We start from the raw sequence: 18,226 nt of genomic DNA, 5'->3' as shown, positions 1-18,226 counted from the left end.
GGGCCGGCGTTGGCTTGTATTGGATCATCGTCTAAACCGGCCTGATGGCGCTTTCGCGTTTGTCTTTGGAGCGCCGCAGGGAGGGAAAGACATGTCTGAGAAAATCGCAGTGGTGACCGGCGGTGGAACCGGCGTCGGCAAGGCGATCACCAAGGCGCTGGTCGGCGACGGCTTTCAGGTGGTGATCACCGGCCGGCGCGAGAGCGTGCTTCAGGAATCGGCCAAGGAGATCGACGCGAATGCCGTCCATGCCGTCGCCTGCGACGTATCGGACCGGGCCGCCGTCGCCGCGCTGTTTGCCACCGTCGAGAAGACATTCGGCCGGCTCGACCTCCTCGTCAACAATGCCGGCGTGTTCTCGCCCTCGGTGCCGCTGGAGGAACTCCCCGCCGAGGAGTGGAACAAGGCCGTCGGCGCCAACCTCACCGGCTCGTTCTTCTGCATCCAGGAAGCTTTCCGCATCATGAAGGCGCAGACCCCGCGCGGCGGGCGGATCATCAACAACGGTTCGATCTCTGCGACGACGCCGCGGCCGAATTCGGCGCCCTATACCGCCACCAAGCACGCCATCACCGGGCTCACCAAGTCGGCCTCGCTGGACGGCCGGATGTTCGACATCGCCGTCGGCCAGATCGACATCGGCAATGCGGCGAGCGACATGACCGCCAAGATGTCCGGCGGCGTCACGCAGGCGGACGGATCGAAGAAGCCGGAGCCGACGATCGACGCCGGTCACATTGCCCGGGCGGTGTCCTACATGGCCAGCCTGCCGCTCGACGCCAACGTTCTGACGATGACCGTGATGGCCAACCAGATGCCCTTCGTCGGCCGCGGCTGAGCCGTCGCAACAACGACAAGGAATGCCGCGCGGCGGCACGGCATCCCCGTTCCGTTGCCGTCGATCAGGCGAAGAAGTCGCTCTTCTGCGGCTCCGGGAACATCCGTTCCAGGTTCAGGAAACAGATCATGTCGCCGTTCTGCGGGATGATCCCCTCGACGAAGCTGCGATCGAAGCCGGAGCTCATCTCGGGCACCGGCTGGATCACTTCCGACCCGACGGTGAGTATGTCGGAGACCCGGTCGACCATCAGGCCGAAGATCGTGCCGCCGAGTTCGGCAACGACGATGGCGCTGCGCTCGGTCGGCTCGGAGCGGCCGAGGCCGAGCTTGCGGGCGGTGTTGATCACCGGGATCACCGCGCCGCGCAGGTTCATCATCCCCATCACTTCGGGCGAGGCGTGCGGCAGCGGCGTCGACTTGGCGAAGCCGCGGATCTCGCGGATCGACGTGGTGCGGACGCAGAACTGCTGCTCGCCGAGATAGAAGGCGATGATCTCGATCGGATCGTGCGTCGTCTGGGCCTGGACTGCGGCTGCCTCGGCTGTGCTCATGAAATCTGTCCGTCAGATGATTGAACGATGGCCAGCGCTCAGCTCTTCGACGTGCCGAAGGCGTTGGCGACGTCGTGGATGAGATTGCGGGCAGGCGAAGTCCTAGCGCCTTTCGCTGACCCTTGGCTGGAGGCGAGGACGAGGGCGGGCCTTCCCGCTGCGGTCGGCGTGGCTGCGCTGGCATATCCGGCGGACTCGCCCGCGGCGGAAAGCCGGAACGTGCCGAGAAGCTCGCGCAGCCGGTAGGTCTCGGTGCCGAGATTGTGGCAGGCGGCGGTGGCTTCCTCGACCATCGTCGCATTCTGCTGGGTGCTGCGGTCGATGGAGCCGACCGCCCGGCTGATCTCGGCAAGGCCAGTCGCCTGCTGCCTCGCCGTCCCGACGATGGCACGGATCTTCTCGTCGATAACCTGCACCTCGCCGACGATCTCGGCGAGGGCCTCGCCGGTCTCGCCGACCAGCGCGACGCCGCCCTGCACCTGTTCGGAAGAGGCGGTGATCAGCGTCTTGATCTCCTTGGCGGCGGTGGCGGAGCGCTGGGCGAGTTCGCGCACCTCCTGGGCGACAACCGCAAAGCCCTTGCCGGCTTCCCCAGCGCGGGCTGCCTCGACGCCGGCATTGAGGGCGAGGAGGTTTGTCTGGAAGGCGATCTCGTCGATCACCGCGATGATCGAGGTGATCTGCTGCGAGGACTGCTCGATCGCGCTCATCGAGGCGATCGCCTTGCGGACGATCTCGCCGGAGCGCTCGGCCCCGACCTTGGCCTTGGTGACCACCAGCGCCGCCTCCTCGGCATTTGCCGCGGAGGACTGGACGTTGCCGGCAAGCTCTGCGACGGCTGCGGCAGTCTCTTCCACCGACGCGGCCTGGGATTCCGTGCGCTCGGCGAGTTCGTCGGAGGCCGTGCGCATCTCGTCGACCGCTGTGCCGATCGTCGCGGCACTTTCACCGACCCGCAGCAGAGCCGCTTCGAGGGTGTCGAGCGACTGGTTGAAATCGATCCGGATCGGCTCGAGGCAGGCGCCGAAGTCGTGCTCGATCCGCCGGCTGAGATCCCCCTTCGCAAGCCGGCCCAAGCCCTGGCCGATCTCGCAGACGGCGCCCACACGGTCGGTGACGTCGGTTGCGAACTTGACGATCTTCAGGACACGGCCTTCGGCATCGTGCACGGGATTGTAGGACGCCTGCATATGGACGAGCTTGCCGCCCTTGGCGATGCGTCTGAACTCGCCTGCGACGAACTCGCCCCGGCCGAGCTTCTTCCAGAACTCCTGATACTCCTCGCTGGCGGCGAGCGAGGGTTCGACGAGTTCGCGGTGGTGGCGACCGACCACCTCCGAGCGATCGTAGCCGAGAAGGTTCAGCGCATTGTCGTTGGCGTCGAGGATCATGCCGTCCGGCGAAAATTCGAGGACCGCCTGAAACCGCGAGATCGCCGCGAGCTTGCCGCTCATCTCGGCGATGCGCGACCGATTGCCGCAGCCCTCGTCGAAGATCTCGGTGAACTTGTAGAATCGGCCTCGCGCATTTCGGACCGGGTAGAAATTCGCCTGCAGCCTGACGTCCTCGCCGGACTCGCGGGTGAGGCCGACCTCCGTGCGCTGGACCTCGCCGGATCGAAGGCCTGCGAGAAAGGCCGAGAGCTTCGCTGCGTCGGCGAAGGTCTCGCGATGCAGCTCCGCAAGCGTCAGGCCGACCGTCTGCCCGTGTCCGAAACGGTCGAAGAACAGGTCATTGGCCGAAAGGACCCGGCCATCCGGGTCGAAGTCGATGACGATCGACGTCTGGCCGATGGATTTGAGCAGATCGAGCGCATCCGCCCTGCCGCCGCCGAGGAGAGATTTCATGTGGGGGACCCTGAATACTGGACTGAAAGGCCGGGTTGCTGCAAAAACGCCGCAAGAATGACGATCTGTGTGACTGATCTTCAATCCTGAACTTCGTGACACTCTCTTTCAGCGTCATGTACAATCTGCCGGTGTTTCAGTTAAAGATACGTGTATTGAAAGTAGTTCTTGCAACCGTTTCAACGGCGTGTCGCAGGGGCGAGCCGAAGGCCGCACGCTGTCCCGATCGATCGGTCGTGACGCTCGCTTGAGCGTGGCTGGTGCCGCTTTCTCGCCTTGTCGATTGCCGTCGCTTTTGGCTGCGGGCGGGTGCATAAGGATGCGCCAGTGCCGCCATTCGACATCGCGAGTTCGCGCATCCATGCCCTCAGCCGCCGCCCTGCTCAACACTGCCGAGCCGTCGGGCGGTCCGGCGCTGCGCGCCGCAAATCTCGACGATCTCGACGCGCTCGTCGCGCTCGAGGAGGCGTCCTTCGTCGCCGACCGGATCACCCGCCGCTCGTTCCGCAACTTCATCGGTTCGGCGAGCGCGCTGATCCTCGTTGCCGAAGCGGCCGGGCGGCCGGGGCTGCTCGGCTATGCGGCACTCTTGTTCAGGCGGGGCACCGCGCTGGCGAGGCTCTACTCGATCGCCGTGGCCAGTTCGGCCGCGGGGCAGGGCATCGGCCGTGCGCTTCTGAAGGCGGCCGAGACGGAAGCCTTCGACCGCGACCGGATCCTGCTGCGGCTCGAGGTGCGCGAGGACAACGATCGGGCGATCGGCCTCTACCGGTCGGAGGGCTACCGGCCGATCGGCCGCTATCTCGACTACTATGCGGACCACATGCCGGCGTTGCGTTTCGAAAAGATCCTGCGCGGCGACAAGCCCTTCGACACCGGCGTTCCCTATTACGAGCAGACCACCGATTTCACCTGCGGCTCCTGCTGCCTGATGATGGCGATGGCCCGCGACGTGAAGGGGTTCCAGCTCGATCCGGTGATGGAGATCCGGCTGTGGCGCGAAGCGACGACGATCTTCATGATGTCCGGCCCGGGCGGCTGCGACCCCTACGGCCTTGCGGTGACGGCCCACGAATTCGGCCTTGCCGCGGAGATCCACGTCTCGCAGGTCGGCGACCTGTTTCTCGACAGCGTCAGGAGCGCCGAGAAGCAGAAGGTCATGGTGCTCGCCCAGGAGGATTTTCGCCGCCGGGCGGCCGAATACGCCATCCCGACCATCGTCGAGCCGTTCACCCTCGACCTGCTGCGCGCCCATCTCGCAAAGGGCGGGACGGCGATCGTCCTCGTTTCCGGCTACCACATGTTCGCCAAGAAGGTGCCGCACTGGATCCTCGCCCATGGCGACGACGGCCGGCACATCATCGTCCACGATCCCTGGGTCGCCGACGAGCGGGGTGAATCCATCGCCGACGCGGCCTATCTGCCTCTGCCCTACGCGACCTTCGACAGGATGGCGCGCTTCGGCAAGTCCGTGCTGCGGGCTGCCGTCTTTCTCTCACCCCGACGGAGTTGATCGTCGTCCATGTCCCAATGGGTCGTCCTTTCGGGTCGGCTGTCCGACCTCGACAACAGCGCCACCCCGCACAAGGTCATGACCAGCCGCGACTATCTGGCGCGGCCGGGCCTGTTTCGCGGCCAGCGCCCGAAGATCATCAACCTGTCGCGCTCCTACGCCTATCAGAGCCGCAGCTACTACGCTTCGCTGCTCGCCGAGGCGCGAGGACACCGCGTCATCCCGTCGGTCGAGACGATGATCGACCTGTCGGAGAAGAAGCTCTACGAGAACTCCCTGCCGGAGCTCGAGGCGGCGCTGCGCAAGGCCTGCGACAAGGGCGAGCCGCCGGCCTCGCCGATCCGCATCTATTTCGGCTATGCCGGCGATCAGCGGCTGGAGCGCTTCGCTAAGCTGGTCTTCGACTGGTTCCGCGCGCCCGCCCTCGACATTCACCTCGAGCCGAAGGTCGACGCTCCGACGATCCGGCGCATTGCCTTTTCCGCCCTCGGCAAGCTCGACGACGGCGAGATGGCCCGCCTCTACGCCGCCATGGAGCGCTATACGGCGCGGGAATGGCGGACGGCGAAGACCAAGACGCCGGCGAAATACGCCTTCGCCACGCTCTATGATCCGCGCGAGGAACTGCCGCCGTCCTCCGTCGACACGCTGAAGCACTGGGCGCGGGTCGCCGCCCGGCTCGGTGTCGACGTCGAGCCGATCACCCGCAAGGACCTGCCGCGGCTCGCCAATTTCGACGCGCTGTTCATCCGCGAGACGACCTCGATCTCCAACCATACCTACCGCTTCGCGCGGCGGGCGATGCAGGAGGGCATGCCGGTCATCGACGACCCGATCTCGATGATCCGCTGCACCAACAAGGTCTATCTCAACGAGCTGATGGCGGCGAACGGCGTCGGCTGTCCGCCGAGCCTGATGGTCGCCGGCCGCGAGGATCTCAAGCGCGCCGCCGACGAGCTCGGCTTCCCGATTGTCCTGAAGGTGCCGGACGGCTCCTTCTCGCGCGGCGTCAAGAAGGTCGAGGACTTCGCGGCGCTGGAAAAGCTGGCGATGGCATGGCTGGAGGATTCCGACCTGCTGATCGCCCAGAAGTTCATGCCGACGAAGTTCGACTGGCGGATCGGCGTCCTCGGCGGCGAGGCGCTTTTCGCCGTCCAGTATCTGATGGCCAAGAGCCACTGGCAGATCATCAATCACGAGACCGGCGGCCGGCCGATGGAGGGCGGCTTCAAGACATTCGCGCTGGGAGACGCGCCGCCGCATGTCCTCGATGCTGGGCTGCGGGCGGCGCGCTGCATTGGCGACGGTCTCTATGGCGTCGACCTCAAGGAGACCGATGACGGCGTCTTCGTCATCGAGGTCAACGACAATCCGAACCTCGAACACGGCGTCGAGGACCAGGTCGAGAAGGACGAGGTCTGGACCCGGCTCACCCGCTGGTTCGTCGACCGCATCGAGCGCTGATACGCGCCCGGTCTGCGGCCGACATCGACCACTCTCAGCGCCGGCGAAGATGCTCGGCACGGCCCCGGGCCGCGAAGGGGCTGTTGGAATTCCACGGCGCGCTGTTCCAGGTGGACGCCCGCGAGCCGGCATTGACGCCGCTGCTCCAATGCGCACCGAGCAGCCCGGCATTCGGCTGCTGATAGGTCTGGCCGCGCCCCTTGGCATTGTCCGCCCAGCCGGCGGTGTAGGGGCCGCCGAAGGCATTCGCCCAGACCCACAGGCAGCCCACCGCCTGGACGATGCCCCATTTCGAGGTTAAGGCCTGATCGGCATTCGTCGCACCGGCATTGGTGGTGGCAAAGCCTGTCGTCACCGGGTCGTTGCCGCGGGAGACGCCCTCCTTCGCTCCGAAGCTGGCCACCACGAAATCCGGATAGTCGAGGAGGGTCTTGCCCACCGAGTGGAGGAGTTCGGTGGCTTCGAACCAGGTGAAGGAACCGTAGGTCGTCGTCCCGTCGCCTCCGAACATCGCCGGGACCTTGGGCGGGCTCGATCCATCGGCAATGGTCGCGCCGTAGCGTGACGACCCGTCGGCATCGACATTGACGCCGGTGAGGTAGATGTCGCACCAGAAGCGGCCCGCGACGAGGGCCATTCCCCGCGGATTGGGGCAGGCGGGGCGCCAGGCGAGATCCCACAGCGAGTAGGGGTTGATCTGCGGGGTAGCATCGCCGCCGGTGTTGTAGCCCGTCGCGTTGCCGCCGGCGGCATAATGGAAGCCGCCGATCATCCGGCTGGTCGCAGCGGTGTAGCCGGCAGGGGCGACGGGGCTCGGATCGGCGCGCAGCGCGCCGTCCGCGCAGGCATAGACGGCATAGTCCGTGCCGGCAGCGAGCGCCGGCATGGCGATGCTCGTTGCCGCCTCGAAGTGGCGCACGAGCCCGGCGACTTCGACCAGCGTCCCGGCCTTCAGCTCCAGCGCGCCCGGCGCAGTTCGCGTGAAGGCGACGCTCGCCGGATCGGCTTTGACAAACAGGCCCCGCGCCAGATGATCGACGGCCCCGGTCTGCGGAAAGGCGACCCGACCGCTCCCCCGGTCGACGACCAGCGCCTCGTGGAAGGTGCCTCCGTCGGGTGAGACCTTGATGCGAAAATCGTCGTCGCCGTAAAGGCCCATCAGCGCACGGGTCGACCAGCCGCTCTGGTAGTTGAAGCCGGCGTCCTTGCCGCTCGCCTGCTTGTTGAAGGTGCAAAGGACGCTGCCATTGCCGCTGCCGGAGACGTCGTCGTGGCTGACGAGGACGGCGGAGGACTTGACGGCAAAACGGTTGAAGTCGTCGGCGGCGGTGTTGACGCCGAGCGTCGAGAGGGCGCCGGCGCTCAAATCCTCGGCGCCGAGGGCGGCGGGCAGCCAGGTGCTGCCGTCAAAAACGAGGATCGCCGCGTCCGCGGACGACCAGGCCCGCCAGCCGGGGCGGGGTTCGAGATAGAGCCAGGCGCCGTCCTGCCAGGCGGCGATCGAGCCGGCGCGGCCCACCCAGTCGCCGGCGGGACCCGCCGCGACGATGTGGCGATCGCCCGGTGCGGGATCTGCCGGCGGCTCCGTCCGGTCGCGGTCGAGGACGGCGAGATGGACGAGGGCGTCGAGGCGCACCAGCGCGGCGTTGTGGCTGACATGCTTCTGGGCCTGGTCGGCGAGAATATAGGGAAGGGCGAGGCGGTCGGTTGAGTCGGGCATGGCGAGATCCTTGTCGCGGCGTCGCGGCAAGGATCGCCTAAATCGAATCGCCCGAAGATTTCCGAAGCGCTCATCGCTCGTCACCGGCCTCGCTCGCGGCTGTCGGCAAGGTGCTTTGGGGCATCAGGCCTGCCATCCACGCGTGCGCGATATCCCCGCCCGTACTGCCGATCTCCGGGATCTCAGGAAAACAGCGACCAGAGCAGCGGCAGGAGGATCGCGGTCGCCAGAGCGTTCAGCCCCATGGCAAGGCCGGAAAAGGCGCCGGCGACCTCGCTTTCCTGCAGCGCCCGCGCCGTGCCGATTCCGTGCGAGGCGGTGCCGAGGGCAAAACCCCTGGCGGTCGGATCGCCGATCTTCAGCCGGTCGAGCACCAGCGGCCCGAGCGCGCCGCCGAGAATGCCGGTGACGATGACGAAGACCGCCGTCAGCGAGGGCAGGCCGCCGAGCTTTTCCGCGATGCCCATGGCGACCGGGGCGGTCACCGATTTCGGCGCCAGCGAGACCAGGCTGACATGGTCGAGGCCCATGACGAAACCGATGGCGAGCGCCGTGCCCATGGCCGTCAGCGAGCCGACGAGGAGGCTCGCGAGAAGGGCGAGGGCGCTCCGCCGCACCTTGTCGAACTGCCGGTAGAGCGGGATCGCCAGCGCGACGGTCGCCGGCCCGAGCAGGAAATGGATGAACTGGGCACCCTCGAAATAGGTCTGGTAGGAGGTGCCCGTCGCGACCAGTAGCGCGACGAGGCCTGCCACGGCGACGAGCACCGGATTGAGCAGCGCCGGCCGCCCGGCGCGCTGATAGAGCCACTGCGCCGCCTGGTAGATCACCAGGGTGAGGGTCAGAGCCAGAAGCGGGCTCGCCGCGAGATAGACCCAGATGTCGGTGATTCGCTCGCCCATCGCGTCAGGCCTCCTCCGTCGTGCCGCCGTCCGGCCGGCTGCCGCCGAGCTTCGCCATGACGAAACCGGTGACCGCGATGGTGACGAGGGTCGAGACGACGATGGCGGTGACCACCGGCAGCGCCTCCGCTTCGAGCCTAGCTGCATGCTGCATGATGCCGACGCCGGCGGGAACGAAGAGCAGCGAGAGGTTCGACAGCAGCGTGTCGCCCACCGTCCCGATGTCCTTCGGCACGCCCTTGCGGATGGCAAGGACGGCAAAGAGGATCACCATGCCGATGACCGGGCCGGGAAGCGGCAGCCCGCTCGCAGCGGAGATCGTCTCGCCGGCAAGCTGGCAGAGGAGGATGGCGGTCAGGGCCTTCAGCATGGGCGACCTTCGGGGCGTGTTTTGGCTTTGCGCGGGACGACATCGGCGTAGTGACCGGCAGAGCAGCACCCGCCCAAGCCGAGGTGCCGGGCGCTGCGAACCAGCCGCGAGGTCGCCACTCTGCCCGCAGAGCCGGCGAGGGCTCAATGGCAACGATCAGTTTCCACGACGAAAGTCGGGGGTGCTGCCGGCCGGCAAAGATCGGGGGAGTGGCTGGAATGCGTCAGGCCGGGATCGCCGGGCGCTGGCGGCTCCGGCGCAGGGCGACGATCTCGGCAAGGATCGACAGGGCGATCTCGTCCGGCGTGATCGCCGAGATGTCGAGGCCGGCAGGCGACTTCACCCCATCGAGGGCCTCCGGACCGACGCCGTCGTCGATCAGACGCTGGCGCAGCGCGGCGAATTTCCGGTGGCTGCCGACGAAGGCGACATAGGCGGCCCCCGACGCGATCGCGCCGCGCAGCGCCGCCTCGTCACCCTTGCCCTGGGTCGCCACGACGACATAGCGCTCGGCCCCGAGCATCCCGTCGAAGGCAAAGTCGTCGGCCAGCCGCTCGACGGCGGGGACCTTTTCGGCGGGCAGGCCCGGCGCACGCAATGTCCGGCTGAATCCGAGATGCGCCGAGAGTTCGCACAGGGCTAGCGCCACCGGGCTCTCGCCGCAGACGACGAGTTCCGGCGGCGGCGTCACCGCCTCGACGAAGACGTCCATCGAGCCCTTCGACGGGCAGCGGCTGCGGGCATAGCGCACGCCGTCGCGCTCTTCGCCGTGGCTGGCGCCCTCGGCCTCAAGCAGTTCCTCGGGGCGCAGGCTGACGAAGCGCGGCTGGCCGTCGGACAGCGCCTCGCTCGCAGCCCTGGTGATCGCGCCGCGGGCGCAGCCGCCGCCGACCCAGCCCTCGGCGATGCTGCCGTCCTGAAGAATCAGCGCCTTGGCACCGGGCTTGGCGGAGGTGGCATCGACGGTGCGCACCACGGTGGCGATGGCGAAGGGAACGCCCGCCTGCCGCAGCGCCTCGGCCCGCTCGTCGAAGGTGGTCATTGCCGGCTTCCTCATATCCGCGACAGTTCGGCCTCAAGGCCGGCCAGCGCCGCCAGTGTGCCGGCCGGCGCGAAGAGGTCGAGATGCGGCCGTGCCGCCGCCATCGCACGCGCCACCGGCTCGTAGCCCTTCCAGCCGGCCAGCGGGTTCAGCCAGACGATCCGGCAGCCGCGGGTCTTCAGCCGCGTCAGCGCCGCGGTCATCTTGTCAGGCGGGTCGGTGTCGTAGCCGTCGGACAGGATGACGACGACGCTGCGCCCGTCGACGAACTGCCTCGCATAGGTCCGGGCAAAGCGGTCGAGATTGCCGGCGATCCTCGAGCCGCCGCCGAAACCGTCGGCCAAGAGCGTCAGCCGGTTGAGGGCGCGCAGCGGATCGTCGTCGCGCAGCGCTTCGGTGATGCGCACCAGCCGCGTATGGAAGAGATAGGCGTCGGCGGTCCTGTCGGCCCGGATCAGCCCGGCGAGGAAGGCCAGATACACCCGCGCATAGACGGTCATCGAGCCGGAGACGTCGCAGAGGAGGCTGAGGCGCACCGGCCGGTCCGGACGGCGGCGGCGCGGCAGGGCGAAGGGCTCGCCGCCGGTGGCGATGCTCTGGCGCACGAGCCGCCGGAAGTCGATGCCGGCGCCTTTGCGGGCGGCGCGGCGCCGGCGCGAGCGGCGGTCGCGGATGGCGGCGGCGAGCCGGCGCGCGAGACGCTCGGCCTCGGCAATGTCGGCCGGGTCGACGAGTTCGCGCAGATCCCGCTTCATCAGGTTGCGGGCGGTAGTGGCGACCAGCCGGCCGGTGCCCTCGGCCGAGACGTCTTCCGCCTTGCTGCCATCGTCGGGGCTGTGGATCCGCCCGCCGGACGCGGCGGATTCGCCTTCGCTCGACAGCGAGGAGCGGGAGTGGCGCTCGTTGCGCGTTGCGTCGCGCACCACCTTCTGGCGGACGCGGCCCTCGTTCAGCCAATAGGCGTCGAAGAGGTCGTCGAAGCGGGCGGCGTCGTCGGCCGAGCCGGCGCAGACCGATTTCAGCGCGAGGCGCGCCTGTCGCGGATCGATCGCGTCGATCTCGCAGAGAGCCCGCAGCGCCGTCGCCGTCTCGTGGACGCCGAGCTTGAGGCCGTTCTCCCTCAGATGCGCCATGAAGCCGACCACCCGCGCGGCCGGTCCGGGATCGCGGGCGGCAAAGCGGGTGACCCTCGTCATGATGCGGTTCCCGCCAGGCGCTGCGCCACTTCCGAGGCGATCGCCGCCCGGTCCGCCTCGGTCTTCAAGAGCGTTGCAAGGCTCGCCTGCAGCACCACCGGATCGGCGGTGAGATCGGCAAGGCCGAGGCCGGCAAGCGCCGCGGCGAAATCCAGCATCTCGGCGACGCCCGGCTTCTTTTCGAGGTCTTCCTTGCGCAGCGCCTGGACGAAGCCGACGATCTGGTGGGCAAGCCGTTCCTCGACCTGCGGGCAGCGCGCCGCGAGGATCGCCAGTTCCGCCTCCCGGGTCGGATAATCGACATGGGCGTAGATGCAGCGCCGGCGCAGGGCGTCGGAGAGGTCTCTTGTGCCGTTCGAGGTGAGGATGACATGGGGGATCGAGCGGGCGGTGATCGTGCCGAGTTCGGGTACGGTGATTTGGAAGTCAGACAAGACTTCGAGAAGATAGGCCTCGAACTCCTCGTCGGCGCGGTCGATCTCGTCGATCAGGAGGACCGGCGGCGTTTCCTGGCGGATCGCCTCCAGCAGCGGGCGCTGCAGCAGGAACTCCTCGGAAAAGATCCGGTCCTCGACGGCGCGGCCGGTCTCGCCGCCTTCGGCCGCGGCGCGGATCGACAGGAGCTGGCGCTGATAGTTCCATTCATAGATGGCGTGGGCCGCGTCGAGCCCCTCGTAGCATTGCAGCCGGATCAGGCGGGTGTCCTTGACCGCGGCGAGGGTGCGCGCGACCTCGGTCTTGCCGACGCCGGCCGCGCCTTCGAGGAGCAGCGGCCGCCCCAGGGTGAGCGCGATGTGCAGCGCCATCGTCAGCTCGGGCGAGGCGATGTAGCCTTTGCTTGCAAAGCTCTCGCCGAGGGCGGTCCAGTCGCTCATGGCGTCATGTCCGTGCCGCGTGAATTTTCGACCTTCCGGCGAGGGGATTCCCGAAGGGCCGCGCTTTTGACGCCGCTCCGAGCGCTACCCCGGTGCAGGACTTCCGGCAGCATCGAAAGTTCGTCATCCCGGCCCCCGAGCCGGGATCCATTCCAAATTGGTGCAGTCGTTGGCTCGGCAGACGCTTCCGCAATGGTTCTTCTGAGATCGAGCGGAAGCCGCTCGCTTAGAGGAATGGATCCCGGGTCAAGCCCGGGATGACGACGCTGTGAGGTGGACGCCCATTGTTTCAACGCCTCCAGCTCGACTGCCTGATCGGCTGGCACCATCTCTGCGGGAACGCGTCCTGCAACAAGAAGCGATCGCACCCCTTCCGACCGCAGGGACAAAATGGCCGGGCGAGAGGAGATCTCACCCATGCAGCCCGAGGTCGTGGGCGATCTTCCAGACCCGCCAGTGGTCGTGCGGCATGTGCGACTGCCTGAGGCCGAAGGCCCGGAAGGCGTCGTGGACGGCGTTGGAGAAGGCCGGCACGCCGCCGACATTCGGGCTTTCGCCGACGCCCTTGGCGCCGATCGGGTGATGCGGGCTCGGCGTCTCGGTGAAGTCGGTGGTGTAGTGCGGCGTCTCCCAGGCGGTCGGCAGGAAGAAGTCCATCAGCGTCGCCGTCTTGACGTTGCCGATCTCGTCATAGGCGATCTCCTGGCCCATCGCGATCGCCAGCGCCTCGGTGAGGCCGCCATGCACCTGGCCCTCGATGACCATCGGGTTGATGCGGGTGCCGCAGTCGTCGAGGGCATAGAACTGGCGCACGTCGCAGACGCCGGTGTCGACGTCGACCTCCATCACGCAGATATAGGCCCCGAAGGGATAGGTCATGTTCGGCGGGTCGTAGTAGCTGACCGCCTCGAGCCCCGGCTCGACCCCCGGGATCGCCTGGTTGTAGGAGGCGTAGGCGATGTCCTTCATGGTCTTGAAACGTTCCGGCGCGCCCTTCACGACGAAGCGATCCACGTCCCATTCGAGGTCGCCGTCATGCACCTCGAGGAGATAGGCGGCGATCATCTGCGCCTTCGCCCGGATCTTGCGGCCGGCCATTGCGGTGGCGGCGCCGGCGACCGGCGTCGAGCGCGAGCCGTAGGTGCCGAGGCCGTAGGGGGCGGTGTCGGTGTCGCCCTCCTCGACGGTGATCGAATCGGCGGGAAGGCCGATCTCGCTCGCGAGAATCTGCGCAAACGTCGTCGCGTGGCCCTGGCCCTGGCTGATCGTGCCGAGCCGCGCCACCGCCGAGCCGGTGGGATGGATGCGGATCTCGCATGAGTCGAACATGCCCATACCGAGAATGTCGCAGTTCTTCACCGGGCCGGCGCCGACGATCTCGGTGAAATGGGTGAGGCCGATGCCGAGAAGCTTGCGCGTCTCGCCGCGCCTGAAGGCTTCGACGCGATCGGCCTGCTCGCGCCTGAGGCCCTGATAGTCGATCGCCGTCAGCGCCTTGTCCCAGGCGGTGTGATAGTCGCCGGAATCATATTCCCAGCCGAGCGCCGACTGGTATGGAAACTGCTCCTTGCGGATGAAGTTGATCCGCCGCAGCTCGGCGGCGTCCATGCCGAGCTCGATCGCCAGAACCTCGATCATCCGCTCGATGAAATAGGCCGCTTCGGTGACCCGGAACGAGCAGCGATAGGCGACGCCGCCGGGCGCCTTGTTGGTGTAGACGCCATCGACACCGACATGGGCGACCGGGATGTCGTAGGAGCCGGTCATGATCGAGAAGAAGCCGGCCGGAAACTTGGTCGGGTCGGCGCAGGCGTCGAAGGCGCCGTGATCGGCGGTCACGTGGCAGGACAGGGCGGTGATCCTGCCGTCCTTCGTCGCGGCGATGCGCCCCTTCATCCAGTAGTCGCGGGCAAAGGCGGTGGCCGTCAGGTTCTCCATCCGGTCCTCGATCCACTTCACCGGCTTGCCGGTGACGATCGAGGCGACGATGGCGCAGACATAGCCCGGATAGACGCCGACCTTGTTGCCGAAGCCGCCGCCGATATCCGGCGAGACGACGCGGATCTTGTGCTCCTCGATGCCGGAGAGCAGCGAGGCGACCGTGCGCACCACATGCGGCGCCTGGAAGGTGCCGTGCACCGTCAGCTTACCGTTGACCGCATCCATCGAGGCGACGCAGCCGCAGGTCTCCAGCGGGCAGGGGTGGGTCCGGTGATAATAGACCATCTCCTCGGCGACCACCTCGGCCGAGGAGATCACCTCGTCGGTGGCGGCCTTGTCGCCGGCCTCCCAGAGGAAGATGTGGTTGTGATGACGCCGGTCGCCATGGGCGCCGGTGGTCTGCCCGTCGAGATCCTCGCGCAGCACCGGCGCGCCCGGCTCCAGCGCCTTGAACGGATCGACGACGACCGGCAGTTCCTCATAGTCGATGACGACGAGTTCGGCGGCGTCGGCCGCGACATAGCGGTCGTTGGCGACGACGAAGGCGACCTCCTGACCCTGGAAAAGCACCTTGCCGTCGGCGAGCACCATCTGCTTGTCGCCAGCAAGCGTCGGCATCCAGTGCAGGTTCAGCGGCGCCAGATCCTCGGCGGTCAGCACCGCGACGACGCCGGGCACCGCGAGGGCGGCGCTCTTGTCGACGGACTTCACCCTGGCATGGGCGTAAGGGGAGCGCACGAAGTCGCCATAGAGCATGCCGGGCAGTTTCAGGTCGTCGACATAGTTGCCGCGCCCTTGCGTGAAGCGGACGTCCTCGACGCGCTTGCGCGAACAGCCGAGCCCCTTGAGGTTTTCGACGCGCTGCTCGCGGCTGATCGGAGCCAACTCATTCATTCTGCGGCCTCCTTGACGGTGTTCATCTCGGCCGCGGCGGAAAGGATCGCCTTGACGATGTTCTGATAGCCGGTGCAGCGGCAGAGATTGCCGGCCATGCCCATGCGCACCTCCGCCTCGCTCGGCGACGGGTTTTCCTGAAGGAAGCGGTAGGCGCGAGTGATCATGCCGGGCGTGCAGAAGCCGCATTGCAGGCCGTGGTGCTCGCGAAAGGCCTCCTGCAGCGGGTGCAGCGCGCCGGGTGCGCCGATCCCCTCGATGGTGGTGATCTCGGCGCCGTTGGCCTGTGCGGCAAACACCGTGCAGGACTTCACCGAGCGGCCGTTCATGTCGACCGTGCAGGCGCCGCAATGGGACGTCTCGCAGCCGATATGCGGGCCGGTGAGGTTCAGCCGCTCACGGATGACGTGGATCAGCAGTTCGCGCGGTTCGGCGAGAAGCTCGTGGGCTTCGCCGTTCACCGTCAGCTTCAGATGCATCTTGCTCATCGATCGGATCTCCTCAAATGGGGGCGGGGCGCGGCGTGCCGCTCAGGCGCGCGCCCAGGCCTGCTCGATGGCGCGGCGGATGATGATGCCGGCGACGTGGCGCTTGAACTCGACCGGGCCGCGATTGTCGGCATTCGGCGAAATGTCGCCGAGCGCCGCCGCCACCGCGGCGTCGATGTCCGCCGCGGCGCAGGCCGTGCCGACCAGCGCATCGCCGGCGGCCTTCGACCAGACCGGCATGTCGGAGAGGTTGGTCATGGCGATCGAGGCGGCGCTGCAAGACGTGCCGTCCTTCTTCAGGATCGCGGCGGCCGCCGCCGTCGCGTAGTCGCCGATCTTGCGCTTCTGCTTCTCATAGGCCTGGCCGCCGCCGGTCGCCTCGAAGCGGATGCCGGTGAGAATCTCGTCGTCCTCGCGCAGCGTGACATAGGCCCCTTCGTAGAAGTCGCGGGCGGCCACCTCGCGGCTGCCATTCGGCCCGGCGAGGGTGAATGTGGCGTCGAGGCACTGCATCAGCGCCGGCATGTCGTTGCCGGGATCGCCATTGGCGACGTTGCCGCCGATCGTGCCGACATAGCGCACCTGCGGATCGGCGATCTGCAGCGCCGTCTCGCGCAGGATCGGCGCGGCAGCGGCCAGCCCCTGATGGCCGATCAGCTCGTGCTGGGTGGTCATCGCGCCGATCCAGACGGCCGTGCCGTCGATGCGGATGCCCTTTAGATCGGCAATGTCCTGCAGGTCGACGACGTGGCCGATCTCGGCCATGCGCAGCTTCATCATCGGGATGAGGCTGTGGCCGCCCGCGACCACCCGGGCCTCGTCGCCGAATTCGCCGAGCGTCGCCAGCGCAGCGGCGAGGTCCGTCGGGCGGTGATATTCGAATGCGGCTGGAATCATCGCGGCTCTCCTCCCTCGACAGCCGGCCTTGGGGCCGGCTGTGCCGATGGCCACCAGCCGTCACCCGAAGGCGTCAGCACCGGCAGCCGACGTCTTTGCGTCTTCCACGCAGCATAAAGAGCCGGACGTCCTGCCGCCGCCCGCCGCGAACCACCGGCGCCGAGCTTTTCACCAGCTGCGAAATGCCTGCACGAAATGCGAAGGCGTCACACGCCCAGGGCGTGGCGCACCGCCGTCAGTCGCGACCGGCTGACGGTCACCTTGCCGAGCGACAAGGTCTCCTCGAAGAAGCAGATGCCGTTGTCCTTGTGCCGCTCGAAGCCGGTCACGTGGCTGACATTGATCAGATAGCTGCGATGGGCGCGGATGAAGGTGGCGTCGGCGAGCCGCGCCTCGGCCTCGGAGATCGACCAGGGGCAGAACAGCTGCTTGCCGCCGACATAGAGGATCGAATAGTGGCCCTCGGCGCGAAGGGCGGCGATGGAGGAGCGGTCGACGAAGATGGTGCGACCGTCCTTTTCGTAGGGCACCAGAGTCGCGTGCCGGGGCGGCGGGTTGCTGGGTCCCGGGCCTTGCGGCTGGTCGTTGGCGGACGGGTGCTGAGGCAGCGATCCGGCAGCGCCCTCGTCCGGCGCGGGCGCCATGCCTGTGGATGCGCCGCCGGATGCAGCGCGGGCCTCGGGACGCGGCTCCATCAGCCGGAGCGATGCTGCTCCGATGGATGCCGCCGCGGTGGCGGGCTGCTGCTCCGGCTCGTCACCTTTCGCGCCCGGCGACCCGGCTGCGTCCTCCGGCAGGAAGGTGACCCCGGTGAGCAGGAAGGCGCCACAGATCACGAAGGCGGCGATGGTGACGATCATCGCCAGCGTGGCGTTGTCGAGCAGCGGTCCCTCGCCGACGCCGGTGGCGTCGAGGCGGAAGCCGGTGCCGCCCATGGCGATGAAATGCACGGCGAAGACCGAGAGGCCGAGGCAGAGCGTGCCGAGCACGACGTTGCGGCGGCAGCGGGCGCCGTAGATGACATGGAAGGAAAGGATGCCGAGGCCGACCGAGGCGGTCCAGGCGAGGGTGAGACCGAGGGGCGTATAGACCGCCCGGCAGAGCTGGATGCCGGACATTCCGAGATAGTGCATGGCGGCGATGCCGAGGCCGACGATGGCCCCGGCGACGGTGATGTTTGCCGGCGTGCGGACGCGAAAATGCATCATCAACAGGCCGATGCCGACCACCAGGATCGCCACCAGTGCCGAGATCAGCGTCGTCAGTGCGTCGTAGTAGAAGGAGACGGGCAGTTCGAGCCCGAGCATGGCGACGAAATGCATCGACCAGATGCCGCCGCCGAGCGCGATCGCCGCCATTGCGACGCTCGCCTTGCGTTGCGGGCCGGGCAGCCCGGAGATGCCGTAGGTGAGGGACAGGCCGGTGAAGCTCGCCATCAGCGAGACCGCCAGCGAGGCGATCACCAGAACGAAGACATGGGATTGTTCGAGCACGCCTGGTCGCTGCCTCCCGTCAGCTTCCGACCGGCGCTGCGGAGGCCTTTCAACGGGGCCGTCCTCCACGACACCCCGGCGGTTCCCGCGACCAGTCGAGAACCATTCTACATGATCGGCTGCAGAATCGGAATCGATTTTCCGCGAGTGGGGCACGCAAATTCAATGGGTTAGCGCGATGCTGAACTCAGAG

Annotated in this window: 15 protein-coding genes; 3 read left to right on the top strand and 12 right to left on the bottom strand. The window is 67.6% G+C overall.

Features of this window, described 5'->3' with window-relative positions; translation table 11 throughout:
• Nucleotides 1–91 precede the first annotated feature (91 nt).
• The gene (locus E3C22_RS04755; protein ID WP_134760699.1) at nt 92–838 is read left to right on the top strand and encodes an SDR family oxidoreductase; all 747 of its coding nucleotides are present in this window, start codon (nt 92–94) and stop codon (nt 836–838) included.
• Between the two features lie 64 nt (nt 839–902).
• Here E3C22_RS04755 and E3C22_RS04750 read toward each other — a convergent pair whose 3' ends face one another.
• Together E3C22_RS04750 and E3C22_RS24875 are read right to left on the bottom strand one after the other, a co-directional pair.
• On the bottom strand, nt 903–1,391 hold the full coding sequence (locus E3C22_RS04750) for a chemotaxis protein CheW (RefSeq protein WP_134760698.1): 489 nt from the start codon (nt 1,389–1,391) through the stop codon (nt 903–905).
• A gap of 38 nt (nt 1,392–1,429) precedes the next feature.
• Nucleotides 1,430–3,238, bottom strand: coding sequence for a methyl-accepting chemotaxis protein (locus tag E3C22_RS24875; RefSeq protein ID WP_134760696.1), 1,809 nt, complete (start codon nt 3,236–3,238; stop codon nt 1,430–1,432).
• 361 nt (nt 3,239–3,599) lie between these two features.
• Here E3C22_RS24875 and E3C22_RS04740 point away from each other — a divergent pair, with 361 nt between their 5' ends.
• Nucleotides 3,600–4,751: a GNAT family N-acetyltransferase/peptidase C39 family protein gene (locus tag E3C22_RS04740; RefSeq protein ID WP_134760694.1), complete on the top strand. Its 1,152-nt coding sequence runs from the start codon at nt 3,600–3,602 to the stop codon at nt 4,749–4,751.
• A 9-nt stretch (nt 4,752–4,760) separates the two neighbouring features.
• On the top strand, nt 4,761–6,215 hold the full coding sequence (locus E3C22_RS04735; RefSeq protein WP_134760693.1) for a RimK family protein: 1,455 nt from the start codon (nt 4,761–4,763) through the stop codon (nt 6,213–6,215).
• A gap of 34 nt (nt 6,216–6,249) precedes the next feature.
• On the opposite strand, the gene E3C22_RS04730 is transcribed toward E3C22_RS04735, so the two are convergent.
• The 10 genes from E3C22_RS04730 to E3C22_RS04685 form a co-directional block, all read right to left on the bottom strand.
• Nucleotides 6,250–7,935 (bottom strand): phage major tropism determinant, encoded by a 1,686-nt coding sequence (locus E3C22_RS04730; RefSeq protein ID WP_134760691.1) that lies wholly within the window; start codon nt 7,933–7,935, stop codon nt 6,250–6,252.
• 182 nt (nt 7,936–8,117) lie between these two features.
• Entirely contained in the window at nt 8,118–8,837 is a 720-nt protein-coding gene (locus E3C22_RS04725) for an LrgB family protein (RefSeq protein WP_134760689.1), read from the bottom strand.
• Between the two features lie 4 nt (nt 8,838–8,841).
• Entirely contained in the window at nt 8,842–9,207 is a 366-nt protein-coding gene (locus E3C22_RS04720; protein WP_134760687.1) for a CidA/LrgA family protein, read from the bottom strand.
• A 223-nt stretch (nt 9,208–9,430) separates the two neighbouring features.
• Nucleotides 9,431–10,249 carry an XdhC family protein gene (locus E3C22_RS04715; protein ID WP_134760685.1) on the bottom strand — a complete coding sequence of 273 codons (819 nt, stop codon included), beginning with the start codon at nt 10,247–10,249 and terminating at the stop codon, nt 9,431–9,433.
• A gap of 11 nt (nt 10,250–10,260) precedes the next feature.
• Nucleotides 10,261–11,445: a vWA domain-containing protein gene (locus tag E3C22_RS04710; protein ID WP_134760683.1), complete on the bottom strand. Its 1,185-nt coding sequence runs from the start codon at nt 11,443–11,445 to the stop codon at nt 10,261–10,263.
• Nucleotides 11,442–12,320, bottom strand: coding sequence for an AAA family ATPase (locus tag E3C22_RS04705; RefSeq protein WP_134760681.1), 879 nt, complete (start codon nt 12,318–12,320; stop codon nt 11,442–11,444). Before E3C22_RS04705 ends, E3C22_RS04710 begins: the two co-directional genes overlap by 4 nt.
• A 411-nt stretch (nt 12,321–12,731) precedes the next feature.
• Nucleotides 12,732–15,155, bottom strand: a complete 2,424-nt coding sequence (locus E3C22_RS04700; protein WP_134760679.1) for an aerobic carbon-monoxide dehydrogenase large subunit — start codon at nt 15,153–15,155, stop codon at nt 12,732–12,734.
• On the bottom strand, nt 15,152–15,643 hold the full coding sequence (locus E3C22_RS04695; protein ID WP_134760677.1) for a (2Fe-2S)-binding protein: 492 nt from the start codon (nt 15,641–15,643) through the stop codon (nt 15,152–15,154). Before E3C22_RS04695 ends, E3C22_RS04700 begins: the two co-directional genes overlap by 4 nt.
• 42 nt (nt 15,644–15,685) lie before the next feature.
• Nucleotides 15,686–16,540, bottom strand: a complete 855-nt coding sequence (locus tag E3C22_RS04690) for an FAD binding domain-containing protein (protein ID WP_134760675.1) — start codon at nt 16,538–16,540, stop codon at nt 15,686–15,688.
• A gap of 206 nt (nt 16,541–16,746) precedes the next feature.
• Nucleotides 16,747–18,033: an MHYT domain-containing protein gene (locus E3C22_RS04685; RefSeq protein ID WP_167591632.1), complete on the bottom strand. Its 1,287-nt coding sequence runs from the start codon at nt 18,031–18,033 to the stop codon at nt 16,747–16,749.
• Between the last annotated feature and the right edge of the window lie 193 nt (nt 18,034–18,226).

This window comes from Jiella endophytica (assembly GCF_004519335.1).
In the GTDB taxonomy this organism is placed as follows: Bacteria; Pseudomonadota; Alphaproteobacteria; order Rhizobiales; family Rhizobiaceae; genus Jiella; species Jiella endophytica.
This window is presented reverse-complemented; position numbering and strand designations above follow the sequence as displayed.

Bases quoted from the DNA above. Each gene is read 5' to 3' on its own strand.
- E3C22_RS04755 (WP_134760699.1), top strand. From the start codon at position 92: ATGTCTGAGAAAATCGCAGTGGTGACCGGCGGTGGAACCGGCGTCGGC.
- E3C22_RS04750 (WP_134760698.1), bottom strand. From the start codon at position 1,391: ATGAGCACAGCCGAGGCAGCCGCAGTCCAGGCCCAGACGACGCACGAT.
- E3C22_RS24875 (WP_134760696.1), bottom strand. From the start codon at position 3,238: ATGAAATCTCTCCTCGGCGGCGGCAGGGCGGATGCGCTCGATCTGCTC.
- E3C22_RS04740 (WP_134760694.1), top strand. From the start codon at position 3,600: ATGCCCTCAGCCGCCGCCCTGCTCAACACTGCCGAGCCGTCGGGCGGT.
- E3C22_RS04735 (WP_134760693.1), top strand. From the start codon at position 4,761: ATGTCCCAATGGGTCGTCCTTTCGGGTCGGCTGTCCGACCTCGACAAC.
- E3C22_RS04730 (WP_134760691.1), bottom strand. From the start codon at position 7,935: ATGCCCGACTCAACCGACCGCCTCGCCCTTCCCTATATTCTCGCCGAC.
- E3C22_RS04725 (WP_134760689.1), bottom strand. From the start codon at position 8,837: ATGGGCGAGCGAATCACCGACATCTGGGTCTATCTCGCGGCGAGCCCG.
- E3C22_RS04720 (WP_134760687.1), bottom strand. From the start codon at position 9,207: ATGCTGAAGGCCCTGACCGCCATCCTCCTCTGCCAGCTTGCCGGCGAG.
- E3C22_RS04715 (WP_134760685.1), bottom strand. From the start codon at position 10,249: ATGACCACCTTCGACGAGCGGGCCGAGGCGCTGCGGCAGGCGGGCGTT.
- E3C22_RS04710 (WP_134760683.1), bottom strand. From the start codon at position 11,445: ATGACGAGGGTCACCCGCTTTGCCGCCCGCGATCCCGGACCGGCCGCG.
- E3C22_RS04705 (WP_134760681.1), bottom strand. From the start codon at position 12,320: ATGAGCGACTGGACCGCCCTCGGCGAGAGCTTTGCAAGCAAAGGCTAC.
- E3C22_RS04700 (WP_134760679.1), bottom strand. From the start codon at position 15,155: ATGAATGAGTTGGCTCCGATCAGCCGCGAGCAGCGCGTCGAAAACCTC.
- E3C22_RS04695 (WP_134760677.1), bottom strand. From the start codon at position 15,643: ATGAGCAAGATGCATCTGAAGCTGACGGTGAACGGCGAAGCCCACGAG.
- E3C22_RS04690 (WP_134760675.1), bottom strand. From the start codon at position 16,540: ATGATTCCAGCCGCATTCGAATATCACCGCCCGACGGACCTCGCCGCT.